This is a genomic window from Mesorhizobium sp. C120A, assembly GCF_030323105.1.
Classification (GTDB): Bacteria; Pseudomonadota; Alphaproteobacteria; order Rhizobiales; family Rhizobiaceae; genus Mesorhizobium.
On record NZ_CP100476.1, the window covers coordinates 3774243 to 3791295 of the forward strand.

Consider the following 17053-nt stretch of genomic DNA (forward strand, 5'->3'; position numbering starts at 1 on the left):
TCAGAGCCGCGAAATCAGATATCGCAACGCCGAGCGGCTGGGCATGAAGAAATACCCACCCCCCTTGGTGGTGACGAATTGCGGCATGTCACGGAGCGTCGTGACCTTTTCCCATGACGGAATGGTGAACCTGCCATCGCCGCCGCGCGAACCAATCGTCGGGTCCTTTTCAGCGACGAGGCCCTGGAACGTGGCCGACGAAACCCAGGTCTGCTGAATGAATTCGTACTGGCGCTCTATGTCGGCGTTGAGGCACATGAACAGCAGCCCCTTTTCGACCTTGCCATTCTTGCCGTCCTGCTTCTCATAGGTGCGGCCGACCCGCAGGATACGATGGCGCTTGCCGATATTGATCTGCGTATCGCGGTCCTCACCCAGCGAGTCGCGTGGGTTGGAACGGCGAATGTGGGCACCAAGCGGGCAGCGATGGCCTTGCGGATCCTCGGCGCCAGCGGCGAAGTTGTTGTCGATGACGCGTCCCGGATGATCGGGGTTTCGCACCAGCGAGCTACCGTTCTGCCAGCGGCCGAGCATCTTGGCGGCAATCCAGTCTTGCGTGATGGCTTGGTTGCCGAGTTGGCTCGCGACCAAGGCTGCAGCCTTTTTGCAGTAATTGTTGAAGACGTCGACGTGCTGCTCGAACTGGCGAATAACGAGGAATGAACCGTTGCGCCCGAAATCGCGCGGCGGTGGCGGCAGGCCCGGTATCAGCCGGCTACGGCGCACCTGCGAAAGGATTCCGGTCCGATCGCGTGATGCGCTTACCGAGGGCGAGGCTGGATAGAACCCATGCTCATCACGATAGCCGAACAGGAACTCGCCGGGCGCGACCAGATGCATGGGCGCGGCGCCCCTGCTGGCGCGGGTCGTGCCCCGGACAATCGGCTGCGAAATCCCGTCCGCGAAACCGAAATGCTCGTAGGCTGGCCCACGTTCCGACCGATCGTCACGCTTTGCCCCGTCGGACGATTTCGTATTCGTGTCGGTCGGACCCCGGTTTACGGCGAGCGGCAGTTCGGCGACGACCTTCATGCCTGCACCGGTCGTCTTCCGTCTCACGGTGGCAATCTCGGTCTTCAACCGTCCCGGGTCTTCAGCATAGCAGACGATGACCAGGTCCACAGGGTTCTCCAGCGACCCCCACTCCCATTCGTCCGGGCCGTCGCGGCCTCGGTCGTCCAGTATGCGCCCACGCTCGGGGTTGCCCATGCCATGGCGAAAGGCGATCGGAAATGTTTCCAGTGGATCGCCCTCCACACCCTCGTCGAGCCCAAACTGCCGCAGGCCACCGGGGCCAAAGGCGACTATCATAGCGCGCCCGGCGGGCCTGCCTTCGCCGAAACTCGTCTGCTCGACAACGAAATCGAGCCAGGCTCTGCGCTTGGGCGCCGGCAACTTGTCCGGCACCCGGATCGCAAGCATATGCGAATAAGCGAGCGGGCCGAGCGGGCCGAAGAAGATGGACTGGATCTCGCCGGTTTCCAGCTGCTGTTCGAGAGGCGCCGGAAAGGCAGAGCTGATATTGGCCAGCAGCGAAGTGGTCTTTTGAACGGTGGTTGTTTCGCTCGCCGGGCGCCGTAGCGAACCGAACAAGCTCAGCCAGTCGCGCGCCTCGTTGCCGACGGCGGAAGCAATGCCGCGCCTGACCCGGGAATTGATCCGGATGCGCTCTGTGTTGATTTGGGGATAGGCGGAGTACCAGAACAGGGTCGGCACCTGCTGGCGCCGCGCCCAGCGCTTGAAACGATCGCCGTCGCGCGCGCCGTCCAGGAACAGCCATCGTGTGCGTGGATAGCCCACGGTGTTGCTCCACACGCCGGTCAGGCCAGCGGACGCCTTGGCGATGAAGTCCTCAAGATAGCTTTCCCAGCTGCCGCCGTAGTTGGAGAAGAACATCAATCGGTTGGAGCCGGGCAGCAGTATCCAGCGGGCGAAATGGATGGTGTTGATGGTGTTGAGGAAGCCTGGCTTGAATACCTTCTGGGCAGCTATCGAGATCAGGTAGAAAGAAAACCTGAGCGCCAGCCGCCGCAGAATGCCGGCCTTCATCGTCGAAATCGCAGTCAGATGGTTTTGTGCCGCGTGGCCCTCCTTGACGAGTATCGCGTTCAATTCAGATATGCCGATCGATGTGCTTTCCGGCCGATCCCTGTCCTCGCGGCGTCGCAGCGCCAGCAAGCACGAAAACGCCAGCAGCGCCGCTGCCACCAACACTCCAAGTCCCGACAACAGAAGTGAGGTGATTGCTACCGCTATGGCGGTGAAGGAGATTTCCTGGGAACTGATGTCGATAGATCTGCCGAACACCACACTGTAGGTCATGTACCAGCAAGCAGCCCAGATGATCGCCACCGTGACGAAGACCGGTGGTACCAGCAACGTCGTCATCAGGGCACGGCCCCAATGACCCGGCGGCTTTTCCAGCAGGCTCTCGGCCGGCTCGAACGCCCAGGCAAACGTCCCTAATGACTGGACATGCTGGCGAACTTCAGCGAGCACGGCAGGAGCGTTGCCGGCGCCTTTGCGTGGCCGCTCGACGATGTCGCGCACGGCTTCGAAAAGCTGCTGCTCGGCCTTGATACGCTGGACCGAGTGCCCCGGCGTGCCCGAAAACACCAGTCCGGCATTGCTGCCGAAGGACGGCGATATGTCGACATTGTGCTTGCGCAGGAAATCGTTCAATGCGCCGCCATCGCGCAGATCGCAGACATCCTTGAAGATCGGCCGCAGCCGGTGCCCGATGGCGTGCGTGACCGCATCGATGACATCGTCGATGCTGCCGTCACCGGAAATCTCTAGAACCAGAGCTCCTTTTTCCTGACCGGAATCAGCGCCGATCTCGCCGGTGCCGACCACGGTCAGGCTGGTGAAGTGGACGGTGCCGGCAATGTCGAGCGCGGTGCGGATATCTTCGACGGCCGGGTTGCCGAGGCTGGCAACCTTGTCGCGGACAGCATCCAGCGACGCGGATCGGGTGACCGGGCAGACCACCGTCACCATGGACTGCGTTACGGTGCGGCAGAGTTCTGCCCGTTCGAAATCGACCTTGAGGGTTTCGGGATAGGCGCCGATGCGGGTCATCCGCCCGGCCTTGCCGGGCATGCGGCGCACGCCCTGCTTCTGGAACAGGGCGCGCAGGCTTTCGCCGATCTGGATCCTGGCAATCTCGGCGCCGATGCACTGATGAATGCCGTGGCCGAACACCATGTAGTCGCGATGCGGGCGCGATGTGTCGAACTGGTCCGGGTTCTGCACGGCGTCGGCATCGAACATCGCCGACAGCGTCGCCGGCATCACCACCGTGCCGGCCTTCACCAGGCGCTCGCGGCGCGTACCCTTGCCGATGATCGCGTCGCGGGCCGTGTAGCGCCAGGGGCCGACCCAGATCGGCTTGAAGCGCATGGCTTCAAGGACGGCCCTGTCGAGCTTGGCGGTATCGTTTTCGGCCAATGCGGCATCGATAGCCTGCCGCGCGTCGGGCCGCGACAGGATCACGTCGAGGCAATTTCCGGCGGCCAGCACATTGGTCGGGACGAAGCCGGCGATCATGCCCAGCATGATCGAATTGAGGTCGTCCCGCGACAGGCGGCCCTGATCCATCTGGACAACCAGCCTCGCCAGCGGTTGCTCGGCCTTCAAGCCCCGGTCCCTGGCCGACTGGATGGAGCGATCGATGACTTTGAGAAGACGGTCGCCCGCCACCACCGCGAGTTCGCGCATGACGGGGCTCGCCGTCGGGTCCGAAAAGAACAGCGCACTCAGCGCGATCGCCCAGTCGGCGAATTCGGATTCATCGTCGATCTCGACGCCGAAATAATCTCGACAGATGTGCACCGGGACGATCTTCATCAACCTGGAGATCGCATCGAAGCCGGGGCTGGCGCGCGTCATGATCTCTTGCGAATGACGCGCCGCGATCGGCCTGACGGCGGCTTCGACCTCGGCCGGCGGGAATGCACTCAGCACCGACGATTTCATGCGCCGGTAGTCGGCGCCGTCCTGCATGCCGAGGATGAAGTTCGATCCGCGGGCAAGCTCGGTCATTTCCGGGCCGTATGGGGTCTGGAATTCGTCGCCGCGCTCCAATATGTCGCGGACATCGGCGTTCTTGGTGACCACCAGAACACCGAAGAGCTTGCCGGTCGGCCGGAAACGCCGCAACAAGGAAAGCGCCCAGCGGGGGTCTTCGGCCAGAGACCCGACGATGCGCGCAATCAGCCCTGTCTTCCGGATCCGGCCGAGATCGAAGGGCGGCATTTCCGACAGCGGGCGCTGGTTTTTCTGGGCCGCGCGAATAGCGTCGAAATACTTCAGTTCGGTCATGCGCGTTCAAGCCCCCCGGCTATCCACGTTATTGCGATGCCGGCCGTTCAACGCCTAGGTTTGCATCGGTTGCACGTATGTGAATCTTTTCACAGTTGGTCCATGTTCCAGCCAGCATTGACGCCATGTTCATTTGGCCAGTCGGAAATTGGCGACGAGGATCTCGTTCGCGGCCTTGTCGGTGAACGGTATCCAGCGCACACGCTGTTCTGAAAAATCGGGATGCCGGGTGGTGAAAATGGTCATCTCGCGCCGCGCCTGTTCCGGCCGGCCGCTTCGCATCAGCGCGCCGATCTTCAGGAACCTGGAATAGAAATAGCCGGGAGACAGGTTGAGCGAGCGGTCAGCGGCAGCGATAGCCGCCGGCCAGTTCTCGACCAGACAATAGGCCGCCGTCAGTTCCCCCAGATTGTGGAAGCGGTAGAGGTCGAACGGGCTCAATCGCTCGGTATCGAGAAAGAACGGTATCGCGGTCGCGGCATTGCCGAGCAGCAGCTGGGCGCTGCCCATGGCCGAGCGCGCGAAGGCAAAGCTCGGATTGATGTGGATCGCTTCCTCGAGATGGTCGACGGCCGACCGCGGTTCGCCGCGCATGATGTCGACGGCGCCGAGATGGGCGTGCGGGCGCGCATCCAGGCTGTCCACCAGCAACGTCTTGCGGGCAAACTGCTCGACCTTGTTCAAATCGTCGCTGTCGCCGAAACGCAGCCATGCCCGCCAGAAATACCACCACGCCAGTTCGTTGAGCACGGCGCTCGAGTTGGCGTCCTCGCGGTAGGCCTTCTGGAAGAACTCGAGTGCGGTTTCGGTGTCGCCGCGGGTGCGCCGGTTCATGTGCCAGCGGCCCCGTCGCACCAGTTGCCAGGTCTCCAGGCTTTCCCAGGGAACCTGGAAGGTGCGTGCCTGTTCCGCCCGGTCGACCTCCTTGTCGAGGATCGAAACGATCTCAGCGCCGATCTGGTCGCGCAGGTTAAAGATGTCGACCAGATCGCGATCGAAGCGCTGCGACCACACCAGCCGCCCGTTGGACGCGTCGGCCAGCGAGGTGTTGAGGCGGATCTGGCCACCATTGCGCATCAGCGTGCCGCTGACGATGTAGCGCGCGCCGAGCGCGTTGCCGATCACCCGCGTGCCCAGCGTGTCGTCGCGGAACTGGAAGCTGGAGCCCTTGGCGATGACCGAGAGCCATCTGGTGTTGGAAAGACCATAGATGATGTCCTCGGCGATGCCGTCGGCCATGTAGCCGATGTCATGCTCGCCGCCATCGGCGTGGAAGGGCAGGACGGCGATCGCCGGCGGCCCCTTGGACGACAGCTTCTGCTGCGCATTGGCCTGGGGAATGGCGGCGAACGACGCCGCCGGCGAGGATCCGTTGCCACTGCGGCCGGCGATCAGAACGCGCACCGGCAAGGCGATGTTCTTCAGCATGAATTCGCCGAGATCGGTGAATTCGGCCGCCGTCTTGTCCTTCACATGGTGCCAGGTCGTCTCCGAAACGGCGAGACCGTCGCCCGGCGCGAATTCCTGGATTCTCGCGGCGATGTTGACGTCGTCGCCGTAGAGGCGTCCACCACGCACGATGACGTCGCCGGTGTTGATGCCGGCCCGAAACGGCATGCGCATGTCGTCGGCAACCTCGGCGTTGAGGGCGACGATGCGGCCCTGGAAATCAAAGGCCGCGCGCAACGCCTCGATCGGATTGCCGAACTCGGCCATGATGCTGTCGCCGGCGTCGCCGAACGTGCGGCCGCCAAATGTGCCACAGCTGTCGGCGATGATGTCGCGCCGTTCCTCGAATGCCGCGACAGCAGACTCGTCGTCGATGCCCATCAGCCGGGAGAACCCGACGGCATCGATAGAAATGATTGTCGCCAGCTGACGGGTGTAGTTCCGTACAGCCATGTTCGAGCCCCCGCTCCCTTTCTGGTTCTGGTCCAGCACAGGCGACGACCCGTTCCTGAAACACTTCGCCGCGCGCTGAGAGATGAAGATTCCGGCGGGGTTGGCGCGCCATGCCACCCCGCCAGGACCAGAAGTCTAGCAGGGTCTTGGGCAAAGCTCTACCACCATCGGGTTGTCCAGCGCGGGCCGTGGCAGCACTCATGGTTGGCCGGCGGTTGGCGCAAATATTGGCGTGCCGTCGCTCTGAGCGCGGCGATCCAGGGCTTCACGGAAGCTGCGCGATGTCAGCTCTCGGAACAAACTGTGCTGCCTGCGAGTTTCCGGTGCGGTTCATGCCAACGTGAAATGAGGGTAATCATGCGAAATCTTGTTCTGGCGACCGGTGTCGTCGTTCTTCTGGCCGGCTCGACGGCCTTTGCCGCGGATGACAGCCCACTGCCGCCGACGAATGCCCAGAAACTGTCGGCAATCATCGCCAAGGTCGAGCAGCGCGACGGCTTTCGCTATGTGAAGGAGGTCGACTGGGACAAGGAAGGGTACACCGTCACCTATTACACCGCCGACAAGGCGAAAGTCGAAATCACCTTCGATCCCGTGACCGCCGAACCGAAATAGCGCCGATACCGACACCGCTTCGGCAATTCCGTCCGCTGCGTTTTTTGCCTAGAATGGTGGCAGTTGTCGGACAACGGGGCGACCATGCTTTCTTCCAATCGAATTGCCAACTCGTTTGCGCTTGTCGTCGCACTTGCTGCCGGGGCGGTCTGCCTTGGTCCAGCGCGTGCCGACGGGCCGTCCTTCGACTGCCGCAAAGCCAGCCTGCCGGTGGAAAAGGCGATCTGTGCCGACCCGCAACTGTCGGCAATTGATGCCTCGGTCGCCAAGGCCTTTACGGGTTTCGAGCCAGCCTTTGGCCGCGACAAGCGCAAGATCGCCCGTGCGCTCATCACTGACAGGAACGCCTGCGGGCAGGATGCCGCCTGCATCGTCAGCGCCCAGAACAATGCGCTGCAGACCTACGGCAATGCGCCGTCCTGGGTGCAGGATTACAACATCGCCCTGATCGGCAAGAAGGCGCTCGACACCGCGGCCCGCCATCCGGGCAGCCCCGACCAGCCCCTGCCCTCGTCGATCGGCCAATGCGCCTTGACCCACATCACCGCGCTGACGACGCGGCTCGGCGACGACCCGCTGGAAACCGCCGGCCCTGAAGCCGGCAGCCTGGCGCGGTTCAGCAATGGCGGCGCCGGGGTTTCCTACGAGCGGGAGCCTGGCCTTGCCAGTTCGAAAGCCGGCGATCCTGTCGTCATGTGCCTGATATCGATCCCGAGGGATTGTCCGCAGGGCGACGAGCGCGGGCGGGTCTATTACGGCGTCGACCTCACGATAAAAGGCACATGGGTTTTGCCGGATTCACAACATCTATGCGGCGGCGCCTGAAGATTTGCCGCAAAGCACTGCTGGATGCACTCTTGCGCCGATCCGCCTTTGATGGCTGAGTGCGCGTAACAGTTGCAGGGCACGGGGGGTGCATGGCCATGGTTAAGCATGTTTTGAAGCGCATCCTGATGATGCTTGCCGGCTATTTCGTTTCGGTGCTGATCGGATTGTTCGCGGTGGTGGCGATATATTGCGCACTCGCCGTATTGCCCAACGCGCCGGACTATTTCGGCGCCATGCAATTTTCGCCCATTGTCGTGCTGCTGTGGCCGCCGCTCGGCATGGTCGTCTATTTCCTGACGATCGTGCTGACCGGCCTGCAGACGCTGATCTTCGCGCTGCTCGCCGAATTCTTTGCCCTGCGCAATTTCCTGGTGCACATGCTGTTTGGCGCCGCTGCCGCTGCAGCCGGCTTCTTCCTGGTCTGGCCGGCCGCGGAAGAGGATGCCGGACGCTGGGCCGATATCGGCATCATCGCCGCCGCCGGCCTCGTAGCCGGCCTGGTCTATTGGCTGATCGCGGGCCGCGACGCCGGCTTCCGGCGTCCGCTCATCCAGCGCTGATCGCAGGAAACGGGCGACCGTCTATCGGCCAAAAATCTAATAAAACCAGAGAGACAAAGTGAGTTCCTCGTTTCGTTGAACGAGGAACTCCGCTGGTTCAGCTCGTCGGCGAACGCACCGCTTCGGTCGCGTCCAGCGCCTGCATCAGCCGGGTGTCGCGGTCGTAGACGTCGTTGAAATATTCGACTTTGCCGGACAGGTCCGGCCAGGCAGTGAAGTAGGAGACATAGACTGGAATCGTGCGTGTCACGTCTTCGCTGGCATGGCCGTGCTTGAGCTTTTCGGCGATGTCGTCGACCGAGACGCCGAGCACCGCCGCCGCCATCCCACGTGGATCCTGAAGGCGAATACAGCCATGGCTGAGCGCCCGCATATCGCGCTGGAAGAAGGATTTTTGCGGCGTGTCGTGCATGTAGATGGCGTGCTTGTTGGGGAACAGGATCTTCAGTTCGCCCAGCGCATTGGCTTCGCTCGGCTGCTGGCGCACGCTGTAGGGAATGTTGGCGCCGTAGGCGCCCCAATTGACCGAGGAAGAGGGAACCCGCCTGCCGCGCGAATCGGTCACCTCGTAGCCGGCACGGTCGAGATAGCCCGGATCGCTACGCAGCCTTGGCAGCATCTCGTTGACGATGATCGACTGCGGCACGCCCCAATAGGGATGGAAATCGACCTGCTTGATCTCCTTGAAGAAGAAGGCGGTCTGGTTGGTGGTCCGGCCTATGACGACGCGGGTCTTCAGCTTCTCCTCGCCATTGTCGATATAGCTGGCGGTGAAGGCGGGCTGGTTGATGAAGACCCGCGGGCTGCCGAGATCGGACGGCAGCCAGCGCAACTCTTCCAGCGCAACCTGCACCTTCTGCAGCCTGTCTGCCTTGGATGCGCCGGCGAGCGAGGCGACGGTGCGCGGGCCGATGACCCCATCGCCCTTCATGCCGGCCTTCACCTGCACGGCCTTGATGATCGGAACCAGTTCGGGAACATAGACATCGCTGGTGCCGAGACGAGACAGGATCTCGCCATAGGCGCCGCCCATCTCGTCGTCGAGATTGCGCGCGATCAGCGTCAGCAGCTTCGGCAGTTCGGCGCTGGTCTCGCCGGGCTTCAGCAACAGCTTGGGATCGACGACTATTTCGTTTTCGGCGCTCGCCTGCAGCGATTCAAGTTCGACGCGCAGCGCCTGATATTCCGCGTTCTGCGGGTGCCGCGATTCGAGGTAGGTGCGCACTTCCTGGGTGTGGGCCAGCGTCTTGAGCGCGCCTTCCATGTCGACCGGCTTCGGCGGAAATTCATAGTAGCCGGTGATGCGATTGGGATCGACGCGCCCGCTCTGGGCGTCACGGGCATAGCGCAGTACGCGCGCCGACAGCGCCATCTCGAAGCGGACGAGTTCCTTCAGATGGGCGTCGGCATCGACTGCCGATGCGTTGGCTGCCGGCACCTCGAGCGTGTAGTCGGCCGACGTGAGACCATAGCTTGCGGCTTCGCCAAGCACCCGCACCGCATCCTGGGCGCGGGCATTGGGATTGCCCTCGTTCACCCAGATGAAATCAGGATTGGCAGAGTAATAGGCAATCAGTGCCTTGGCGATATCGGGCTCGGCATAGAGTTCATAGTCACTGAGGCCTGCAACGGCTTCGCGGAAGGCAGTGCTGGTCGCCGACGGCACAAAGGCGGCGTCTTCAGCTGTTGCCACCTGGGGAGGTGCTGCCACCAACGCGGCAAAGTCGACGCGCACCAGCCGGTCGGCCTTGTAGGTGTAGTAGGACGGGCTGCTGATCCTGGTGCCGCCGCCGCCCGATACGGCGGGCTTCGGCTTGCGCTTTGGCGGCGGCGGGAATTCGCCTTGCGGCCTGTGCTTGACGCCACCGCCGAACAGCATGTCGAACAGGCCTTGCGCGCTTGCCTGCGGCACACCGAAGGCCAGTGCTGCCGCCACTGCAAGCGGCATCACGGTGGCTTTATTTCCGAGGAATTTCATTAATCACCCGCTCCGGCTGCAAGCCGGCTCCCGTTCCGCGCCGCTAGACGATCTTGCCAACCGCATGGCGGATGTAAGGCGCTACTATACCGATTCATACCGATTTCGTTAAGCTTCCATAAATTTCCGCAGGCCTGTTGCAGAACGGTTTCACAACATCGTGACGTCTGGAGCGGCGTTGCCGCTCCAGACCGGTCAAAGCGGCTGCTGCTTCAGGCGTTGGCGCCACCGTCGATGGTGAGCGCGGCGCCGGTGACGAAGCGCCCTTCCGGACCGGCGAGCCAGGCAACCATGCCGGCGATCTCGTCAGCCTTGCCGAAGCGGGGCGTCGCCATCTTCCGCCGCTGGTGTTCGGCATGCGGGCCTTCGGCCGGGTTCATGTCGGTGTCGGTCGAACCGGGATGAACGACATTGGCGGTGATTCCGCGCGGACCGAGGTCTCGCGCCAGCGCCTTGGTCAGGCCGACGAGCGCTGCCTTGCTGGTCGAATACGCGCTTAGGTTGGTGTCGGTGACGCGCTCCGCCAGATTGCTGCCGATCGAAATGATGCGGCCTCCCTCGCCCATGTGAGCCGCTGCCGCCTTCGAGGCCACGAACGGCGCTCTCAGATTGACCTCAATGGTTTCATCGAAGTCGGCCAGCGACATCTGTTCGATGGGCGCCGCGCGCCAGATGCCGGCGCTGTTGACGAGGATGTCGAGCCGGCCGAAGGCATTCACCGCCTCGGTGACCGAATTTTCGATGGCGGCAGCGTCGCGATTGTCGGCCTGAATGGCGATCGCGCGACCACCTGCCGCTATAATCTCGGCGACGACAGCTTGGGCCGGCGCCGCGCTGTTGACGTAGGTGATGGCGACGTCGGCGCCATCGGCCGCGAGCCGTTTGGCAATCGCAGCACCAATGCCGCGGCTGCCGCCGGTGACCAGTGCTGCCTTGCCGTTCAATCCGTTCGCTGACATGTCATTTCTCCTTTTATGTAACGTTCGATACATAAATATCTGGCAGCCTTGCCTGGCGACGTCAAGTGAATTATGTATCGATCAACACAGAAAAGAGCGCCATGCCGGAAAGAGGCCGCCCCCGCACCTTCGATCGAACCGCCGCCTTGCGGCAGGCGATGGAGCTGTTCTGGGCCAAAGGTTATGAGGGCACCTCGATCGCCGACCTGACCGCGGCGATGGGGATCAGCTCGCCCAGCCTCTATGCCGCCTTCGGCAGCAAGGAGGCGCTGTTTCTGGAAGCGACCGAGTATTACACCCGCAACGAAGGCACCGAGATCTGGAGCGCGCTGGACGAAGCGCCGACGGCATGCCAGGCGATCGAGAATTTCCTGCGCCAGACGGCAAAAGCGTACTCTCAGGACGACCGCCCGCAGGGCTGTCTCATCGCGCTGGGCGCACTGCACCAGGATTCAAGCAGCGGCGCGATCTGCGATGATTTGCGCCGCCGCCGCGCCGAAAACCACACCCTCTTGCTGAGACGGCTGGAACGCGGTGTGGCGGAAGGCGAATTGCCAGCGGGCTTCGACAGCAACGCGGCGGCGACCTTCTATGCGACGGTCCAGCACGGCATGTCGATCCAGGCCCGCGACGGCGCCTCGTGCGAAGCGCTGATGGCCACAGTGGCCGGAGCGATGGCGGCGTGGCAGGGGCTGGTCGGAACAGCGTGACAAACCGCGGAGCTTGTGCTGGAAATCCAGTCGGCGGCGAAATGCGCCGGGAGGGATCATCCGTGAAAAAAGGGTATCGCGAGTTGCTCGACGAGGCCAATGCCGAGATCGAGGTGGTCTCGCCCGAGGAAGCGGCCGGGCTGCTCGACGACGAGGACACCATCTTCGTCGACCTGCGCGATCCACGCGAGATCGAGCGGGAAGGCCAGATCCCCGGCGCCAAACATGTCACTCGCGGCATGCTGGAATTCTGGATCGATCCCGAAAGCCCTTACCACAAGCCGTTCTTTGCCTCGGGCAAAAGCTTCGTCTTCTTTTGCGCCGGCGGCTGGCGCTCGGCGCTGGCCACCAAGACGGCGCAGGATATGGGGCTGTCGCCGGTCAAGCACATCCTTGGCGGCTATACCGCCTGGAAGGCGGCCGGATTGCCCGTCGAGCCTGGCGGCAAGAAGAACGGTTAGCTCACCGCTCCGGCGTTGTCGGAGTCGACAATACACCCATTGGAATCAATGCAGTATCAGCTCGCGCTCGTTTTTGACAAAAGTCACAGCGCGTTCGACAACACCTTTGTCGGCGAGAATGCGACGGTGGCCGAGCCCATCGGCCCAGTGCAGCCGCACATGGCTGCCGGCGCCGGCATAACGTGTGGCATGATCGGCGGGGACTTCGCGGTCGTCCGGCGCGTGGATGACCAGCGTCGGCACCGGCGCCTCAGCCAACTGGCGGTCGCCGGTGAATTCATGCAGCGGCCGGCCCGACAGCCTTTTCACCTGATCGGCCATGGAAACCTGCGAACGCGGACCGACATTGAGCATGCGGCTGAAGTCGGCGAAGATCGCCGGCAGGGAACTTGGCGCGGCGACCAGCACCAGCCGCTCGGCCGCGACGGGCTGGATACCCTTGATCGAACCGGCAATGGCATTGGCGGCGACGGCGCCACCGAAGGAATGGCCGACGATCGCCTTGAACGGACCGAACCATTCGCCGGCGACCCTGACCGCCTCGACCGCATTGACCATGTTGAGATGCCGGCCCAGCGACTGGCCATGGCCCGGCAGGTCGAGCGAGGCGACCCGGTAGCCCGCATCGCGAAAACCTTCGATCAGAGCGCGCATATATTCCGTGCGCGAACGCCAGCCATGGACGACCAGCACCGTGCCGGCGGACGCCCTGCCCGGCTCGGGCCGGAATTCGTGCACCATGACGCAGCCGGCCTTGGTCGGCAGCCGATGATGGCGCGCCTCGGCCATGAAGCCGGCGGCGCGGTCGACCGCACGCCGTTCACCGTCGCTGAGCGCCTTGACGCTGGGCGTGCGGCAGAACAGTTCGAAGGCGGCGCGCCCGCTCAGGCGGGGCGCCACATGCTCGGCGGCGCGGAACACGCCCCGGATGACCTTCAGTCCAAATGATGCCATAGTGGCGATCCATCCATTCCGTTCAAGCATGAACATAATAGTTCAAACATGAACATTAAACAAGAGCTGCCCTGGGACAACCCGCGCTTTCGCAACTGGGTCGCGGTGGCGCGCGCCTGCCATGTGCTGGAGCGTACGCTGGCGGTAAAGCTGGCGCCGCTGGATCTCAAGCCGGCGCAGCTCGACGTGCTGATGAACCTCTATCGCCATCCCGGCATGTCGCAGCACGATCTCGCCCGCAAACTGCTGGTCGGCCGCTCCAACATCACCATGCTGTTGCCGCAGCTCGAGGCGCGCGGCCTGCTGCGCCGCGAAGGCGACGAGAAAGACAAGCGCGTGCTGCGGCTGACGCTTACCGAGGCCGGCACGGAGCTCCTGATGAAAGCGCTGAAGGTGCATATGGCGCTGATCGAAAAGGCGATGAGCCAGTCGACGGCGGAACAGTGCGACATGATCGGCGAACAGATGCGCAAGATCTATGACGTGCTGAAGGATACCTGAGCCGTTCGATCCACGCGCCTCCCACCTCACCACATCGTCTTCTTCGCCCGCTCCGGCCATTCCTTGTCGTAAGTACCGGCATCGATATTCTTGCGGCTGGTGACTTCCAGGATTGTTCCGGGTGTCGGCAGCGATTTCGGGTCGACGTGCTTTGCCGGATTCCACAGCTCCGAACGGACGATCGCGCGGGCGCACTGGAAATAGACCGAATCGACATCGACCACGGTGACCGAGCGCGCCGGCTTGCCTTCGACGGCGAAGGAGGCGCAAAGCGCGGCGTCGGTGGTGATGCGGGCGCGGCCGTTGACGCGCAGCGTCGTGCCCGAACCCGGCACAAGAAACAGCAGTCCGACGCGCGGATCGCGGATGATGTTCTTAAGCGAATCGGCGCGGTTGTTGCCGCGTCGGTCCGGCATCATCAGCGTTCTCGGGTCATGCATGCGCACAAAGCCGGCGAGATCGCCGCGCGGCGAGCAGTCCAGCCCTTCCGGCCCGCTCGTCGCCAAAGCGACAAAAGGCGAGGCTTCGATGAAGGCGGCATATTCGGGAATGACGTGGTCGAGTTCCTTGACCGTCGACGCTTCGCCGGGCAGGCCGTAGAGGGCTTCGAGCTGTTCGACCGTGGTGATGTCAGACATTTTCCCGTCTCCGAACTGTTGCCAGCGTTACCCCCAGTCAATGACGTTTTGCCGACAGTGCCGAACTAGCGGTCGCGGCTCAGTCCCTTCTCCTGGAGCTCGGCGAGATAGGCATTCCAGCGCGCGTCCTTTTCGTGGCCAAGCGTGTGCAGGTAATTCCAGGTGAAGATGCCGGTGTCGTGAAAATCGTCGAAGGTGATGCGCACGGCGTAGTTGCCGACCGGCTCGATCTTCAGGATAGCAACGTTACGCTTGCCGGGAACCGTCACCCGCTGGTCCGGCGAATGGCCCTGCACCTCGGCCGAGGGTGAAGCGACGCGCAGCAGTTCGGCCGGCAGTTCGAACGGCCGATGATCGGGAAAGGTGACGGACAGCAGTTTTCTGTCCTTCGAGACCCTGAGTTCCTTCGGCGCCGTCATTGTTCTGCATCCCGCATCGATCCGCCATTCCCTACGCTGCTTCGCGCGAGCGGAAAAGGCCATTTGGACCCGGCCGACATCGGATGTCGGCCGGGGAATGTCACCAAAGATCGAGAGCGGCTATCTTGAATGGCGGGTTGGATCGTATCACATAGCCGTATATAACGGCACCACTCGCAGCATTGGAAACGCTTGAACGCATGGACATGATCGATCCCTTCGGTCGCACGATCAGCTACTTGCGCGTGTCGGTCACCGACCGCTGCGATTTCCGCTGCACCTATTGCATGGCCGAGGACATGGCGTTCCTGCCCAAAAAGGACCTGCTGTCGCTCGAGGAACTCGACCGGCTCTGCACCGTCTTCATCGAAAAGGGCGTGCGCAAACTGCGCCTCACCGGCGGCGAGCCGCTGGTGCGCAAGAACATCATGCATCTGGTGCGCCAGCTGTCGCGGCACTTGAAGAGCGGCGCGCTGGAAGAGTTGACGCTGACCACCAATGGCTCGCAGCTGTCGCGCTTTGCCGCCGAGCTTGCCGATTGCGGTGTCGAGCGCATCAATGTCTCGCTCGACACGCTCGATGCCGACAAGTTCCACGCCATCACCCGCTGGGGCCATCTCGGCAAGGTCATGCAAGGCATCGATGCCGCGCAGGCGGCGGGGCTGAAGGTGAAGCTCAACGCCGTTGCGCTGAAGGACTTCAACGACGTCGATCTGCCGGAGATGATGCGCTGGGCGCATGGCCGCGGCATGGACTTGACCGTCATCGAAACCATGCCGATGGGCGAGATCGACGCCGACCGGACCGACCAGTATCTGCCGCTATCGCTGCTGCGCGCTTCGCTCGAGCGCCAGTTCACGCTGAGCGACATCCCCTACAAGACCGGCGGTCCGGCCCGCTACGTCCATGTCGCAGAGACCGGCGGCAGGCTGGGCTTCATCACGCCGATGACGCATAATTTCTGCGAAAGCTGCAACCGCGTGCGGCTGACCTGCACCGGCACGCTCTATATGTGCCTGGGTCAGGAGGATGCCGCCGACCTGCGCGCGCCGTTGCGTGCCTCCGAAGGCAACGAGCTGGTCGCTGCTGCCATCGACGAAGCGATCGGCCGCAAGCCGAAGGGCCATGATTTCATCATCGACCGCCGCACCAGCCGCCCCTCGGTATCCAGGCATATGAGCGTCACCGGCGGCTGATTTTTCCGAGATTTGGTGCAAGGAGTGTCTCCCATTGTTGGCTGGAGACATCGAATGAAGCGTCTTTCCATTGGATTGGCAGTTGCACTGATCGCGGCAGGCAGCGCCAATGCAGCGCCGTTCACCTACACCAATGCGCGCTTCGGCACGGTCTGCACCTTTCCCGACGACATCTTCACCGATCGCCAGCCCGAGCCGTACAATCGCGACGGACAGCAATGGCTCAGCGCCGACGGCGCCAGCCTGATCTGCTCCGGTATTTTCAACGTCAGTGACGACACCCCAAAGAGCTTCGTCGCCGAGGAGAAGGCAATCAAGGAAGCGGGCTACCAGATCAGCTACAGCAAGACCGGCAAGAACTGGGCGGTGCTGCCGGGACTGAAGGATGGCAAGATCTTTTACGAACGGCGCCTGTTCGGCAAGGACGGCGTCATCCGCACCGTGCGGATCGACTATCCGCCGGCCGTTAAAGCGAAATACGATCCGCTGGTCGGCGCCATCGCCGGCAGCCTCAAAGGACCGTGAGCTTTTCGGACACACACCAGAAAAAGTCTCATGCGCATATAGCTGGCGGATTTACCGCAAGCGCGTTCGAGCCTAGATTCCTGGACATAGCGGCTCGTCGCTCGGTTTGGGGGAATACGACATGCGCACATTCTTACTTTCTCTTGCAATGCTTGGGTTTGCCGCCGCGCCGGCAGCAGCACAGTCCATCGGTGGCAGCTACACCGTCGCGGGCACCAATTTCGACGGCTCGAAATATGGCGGCGAAGCCACCATCACGCTGACCAGCGAGACCACCTGCACCATCCATTGGGAGACGGGCGGATCATCGTCGGACGGCATCTGCATGCGCAACGACGATGCCTTCTCCGCCGGCTATGTCATGGGCAAGGAAATCGGTCTCGTCGTCTACAAGGTAGAGGATGACGGCTCGCTGCACGGCCTGTGGACCATCGCCGGTAAGAACGGCAGCGGCACCGAGGTGCTGACGCCGAAATAAGGCTGC

Annotated in this window: 16 protein-coding genes; 9 read left to right on the forward strand and 7 right to left on the reverse strand. The window is 62.9% G+C overall.

What is annotated here, in order from left to right:
* Together NL532_RS18280 and NL532_RS18285 are read right to left on the reverse strand one after the other, a co-directional pair.
* Positions 1-4323 (reverse strand): cytochrome P450, encoded by a 4323-nt coding sequence (locus tag NL532_RS18280; RefSeq protein ID WP_023829839.1) that lies wholly within the window; start codon positions 4321-4323, stop codon positions 1-3.
* Positions 4324-4452: 129 nt separating this feature from the next.
* Complete coding sequence (locus NL532_RS18285; protein WP_023734710.1) at positions 4453-6225, reverse strand: adenylate/guanylate cyclase domain-containing protein; 1773 nt, start codon at positions 6223-6225, stop codon at positions 4453-4455.
* 357 nt (positions 6226-6582) lie between these two features.
* Here NL532_RS18285 and NL532_RS18290 point away from each other — a divergent pair, with 357 nt between their 5' ends.
* The 3 genes from NL532_RS18290 (at position 6583) to NL532_RS18300 (ending at position 8228) form a co-directional block, all read left to right on the forward strand.
* The gene (locus NL532_RS18290; protein WP_023690752.1) at positions 6583-6840 is read left to right on the forward strand and encodes a PepSY domain-containing protein; all 258 of its coding nucleotides are present in this window, start codon (positions 6583-6585) and stop codon (positions 6838-6840) included.
* An 84-nt stretch (positions 6841-6924) separates the two neighbouring features.
* Positions 6925-7665, forward strand: a complete 741-nt coding sequence (locus NL532_RS18295) for a lysozyme inhibitor LprI family protein (protein ID WP_050590424.1) — start codon at positions 6925-6927, stop codon at positions 7663-7665.
* 92 nt (positions 7666-7757) lie between these two features.
* Entirely contained in the window at positions 7758-8228 is a 471-nt protein-coding gene (locus NL532_RS18300; RefSeq protein WP_023668992.1) for a hypothetical protein, read from the forward strand.
* A 97-nt stretch (positions 8229-8325) separates the two neighbouring features.
* Here NL532_RS18300 and NL532_RS18305 read toward each other — a convergent pair whose 3' ends face one another.
* Together NL532_RS18305 and NL532_RS18310 are read right to left on the reverse strand one after the other, a co-directional pair.
* The gene (locus NL532_RS18305) at positions 8326-10206 is read right to left on the reverse strand and encodes a L,D-transpeptidase family protein (RefSeq protein WP_023745073.1); all 1881 of its coding nucleotides are present in this window, start codon (positions 10204-10206) and stop codon (positions 8326-8328) included.
* Between the two features lie 212 nt (positions 10207-10418).
* On the reverse strand, positions 10419-11165 hold the full coding sequence (locus tag NL532_RS18310) for a 3-oxoacyl-ACP reductase family protein (RefSeq protein ID WP_023829840.1): 747 nt from the start codon (positions 11163-11165) through the stop codon (positions 10419-10421).
* A gap of 101 nt (positions 11166-11266) precedes the next feature.
* Between NL532_RS18310 and NL532_RS18315 the strand changes: the two genes are divergently transcribed.
* Complete coding sequence (locus NL532_RS18315) at positions 11267-11875, forward strand: TetR/AcrR family transcriptional regulator (RefSeq protein WP_023710494.1); 609 nt, start codon at positions 11267-11269, stop codon at positions 11873-11875.
* A 62-nt stretch (positions 11876-11937) separates the two neighbouring features.
* Positions 11938-12336, forward strand: coding sequence for a rhodanese-like domain-containing protein (locus NL532_RS18320; protein WP_023829841.1), 399 nt, complete (start codon positions 11938-11940; stop codon positions 12334-12336).
* A 45-nt stretch (positions 12337-12381) separates the two neighbouring features.
* Here NL532_RS18320 and NL532_RS18325 read toward each other — a convergent pair whose 3' ends face one another.
* The gene (locus NL532_RS18325) at positions 12382-13290 is read right to left on the reverse strand and encodes an alpha/beta hydrolase (protein WP_023829842.1); all 909 of its coding nucleotides are present in this window, start codon (positions 13288-13290) and stop codon (positions 12382-12384) included.
* A gap of 48 nt (positions 13291-13338) precedes the next feature.
* Here NL532_RS18325 and NL532_RS18330 point away from each other — a divergent pair, with 48 nt between their 5' ends.
* The gene (locus NL532_RS18330) at positions 13339-13791 is read left to right on the forward strand and encodes a MarR family winged helix-turn-helix transcriptional regulator (protein ID WP_023682500.1); all 453 of its coding nucleotides are present in this window, start codon (positions 13339-13341) and stop codon (positions 13789-13791) included.
* 26 nt (positions 13792-13817) lie between these two features.
* On the opposite strand, the gene NL532_RS18335 is transcribed toward NL532_RS18330, so the two are convergent.
* Positions 13818-14429: a pyridoxamine 5'-phosphate oxidase family protein gene (locus NL532_RS18335; RefSeq protein WP_023682499.1), complete on the reverse strand. Its 612-nt coding sequence runs from the start codon at positions 14427-14429 to the stop codon at positions 13818-13820.
* A 65-nt stretch (positions 14430-14494) separates the two neighbouring features.
* Positions 14495-14848: a gamma-butyrobetaine hydroxylase family protein gene (locus NL532_RS18340; RefSeq protein WP_023668999.1), complete on the reverse strand. Its 354-nt coding sequence runs from the start codon at positions 14846-14848 to the stop codon at positions 14495-14497.
* A 200-nt stretch (positions 14849-15048) separates the two neighbouring features.
* Here NL532_RS18340 and moaA point away from each other — a divergent pair, with 200 nt between their 5' ends.
* The 3 genes from moaA (at position 15049) to NL532_RS18355 (ending at position 17047) form a co-directional block, all read left to right on the forward strand.
* Entirely contained in the window at positions 15049-16044 is a 996-nt protein-coding gene (gene moaA, locus NL532_RS18345; RefSeq protein ID WP_031203505.1) for a GTP 3',8-cyclase MoaA, read from the forward strand.
* 54 nt (positions 16045-16098) lie between these two features.
* Positions 16099-16569, forward strand: a complete 471-nt coding sequence (locus tag NL532_RS18350) for a hypothetical protein (protein ID WP_023734704.1) — start codon at positions 16099-16101, stop codon at positions 16567-16569.
* Positions 16570-16690: 121 nt separating this feature from the next.
* Complete coding sequence (locus NL532_RS18355; protein WP_023669002.1) at positions 16691-17047, forward strand: hypothetical protein; 357 nt, start codon at positions 16691-16693, stop codon at positions 17045-17047.
* The last annotated feature ends 6 nt before the right edge of the window (positions 17048-17053 follow it).

Coding starts and splice junctions, on each gene's coding strand:
- NL532_RS18280 (WP_023829839.1), bottom strand. CDS start 4,323: ATGACCGAACTGAAGTATTTCGACGCTATTCGCGCGGCCCAGAAAAAC.
- NL532_RS18285 (WP_023734710.1), bottom strand. CDS start 6,225: ATGGCTGTACGGAACTACACCCGTCAGCTGGCGACAATCATTTCTATC.
- NL532_RS18290 (WP_023690752.1), top strand. CDS start 6,583: ATGCGAAATCTTGTTCTGGCGACCGGTGTCGTCGTTCTTCTGGCCGGC.
- NL532_RS18295 (WP_050590424.1), top strand. CDS start 6,925: ATGCTTTCTTCCAATCGAATTGCCAACTCGTTTGCGCTTGTCGTCGCA.
- NL532_RS18300 (WP_023668992.1), top strand. CDS start 7,758: ATGGCCATGGTTAAGCATGTTTTGAAGCGCATCCTGATGATGCTTGCC.
- NL532_RS18305 (WP_023745073.1), bottom strand. CDS start 10,206: ATGAAATTCCTCGGAAATAAAGCCACCGTGATGCCGCTTGCAGTGGCG.
- NL532_RS18310 (WP_023829840.1), bottom strand. CDS start 11,165: ATGTCAGCGAACGGATTGAACGGCAAGGCAGCACTGGTCACCGGCGGC.
- NL532_RS18315 (WP_023710494.1), top strand. CDS start 11,267: ATGCCGGAAAGAGGCCGCCCCCGCACCTTCGATCGAACCGCCGCCTTG.
- NL532_RS18325 (WP_023829842.1), bottom strand. CDS start 13,290: ATGGCATCATTTGGACTGAAGGTCATCCGGGGCGTGTTCCGCGCCGCC.
- NL532_RS18330 (WP_023682500.1), top strand. CDS start 13,339: ATGAACATTAAACAAGAGCTGCCCTGGGACAACCCGCGCTTTCGCAAC.
- NL532_RS18335 (WP_023682499.1), bottom strand. CDS start 14,429: ATGTCTGACATCACCACGGTCGAACAGCTCGAAGCCCTCTACGGCCTG.
- NL532_RS18340 (WP_023668999.1), bottom strand. CDS start 14,848: ATGACGGCGCCGAAGGAACTCAGGGTCTCGAAGGACAGAAAACTGCTG.
- moaA (WP_031203505.1), top strand. CDS start 15,049: ATGGACATGATCGATCCCTTCGGTCGCACGATCAGCTACTTGCGCGTG.
- NL532_RS18350 (WP_023734704.1), top strand. CDS start 16,099: ATGAAGCGTCTTTCCATTGGATTGGCAGTTGCACTGATCGCGGCAGGC.
- NL532_RS18355 (WP_023669002.1), top strand. CDS start 16,691: ATGCGCACATTCTTACTTTCTCTTGCAATGCTTGGGTTTGCCGCCGCG.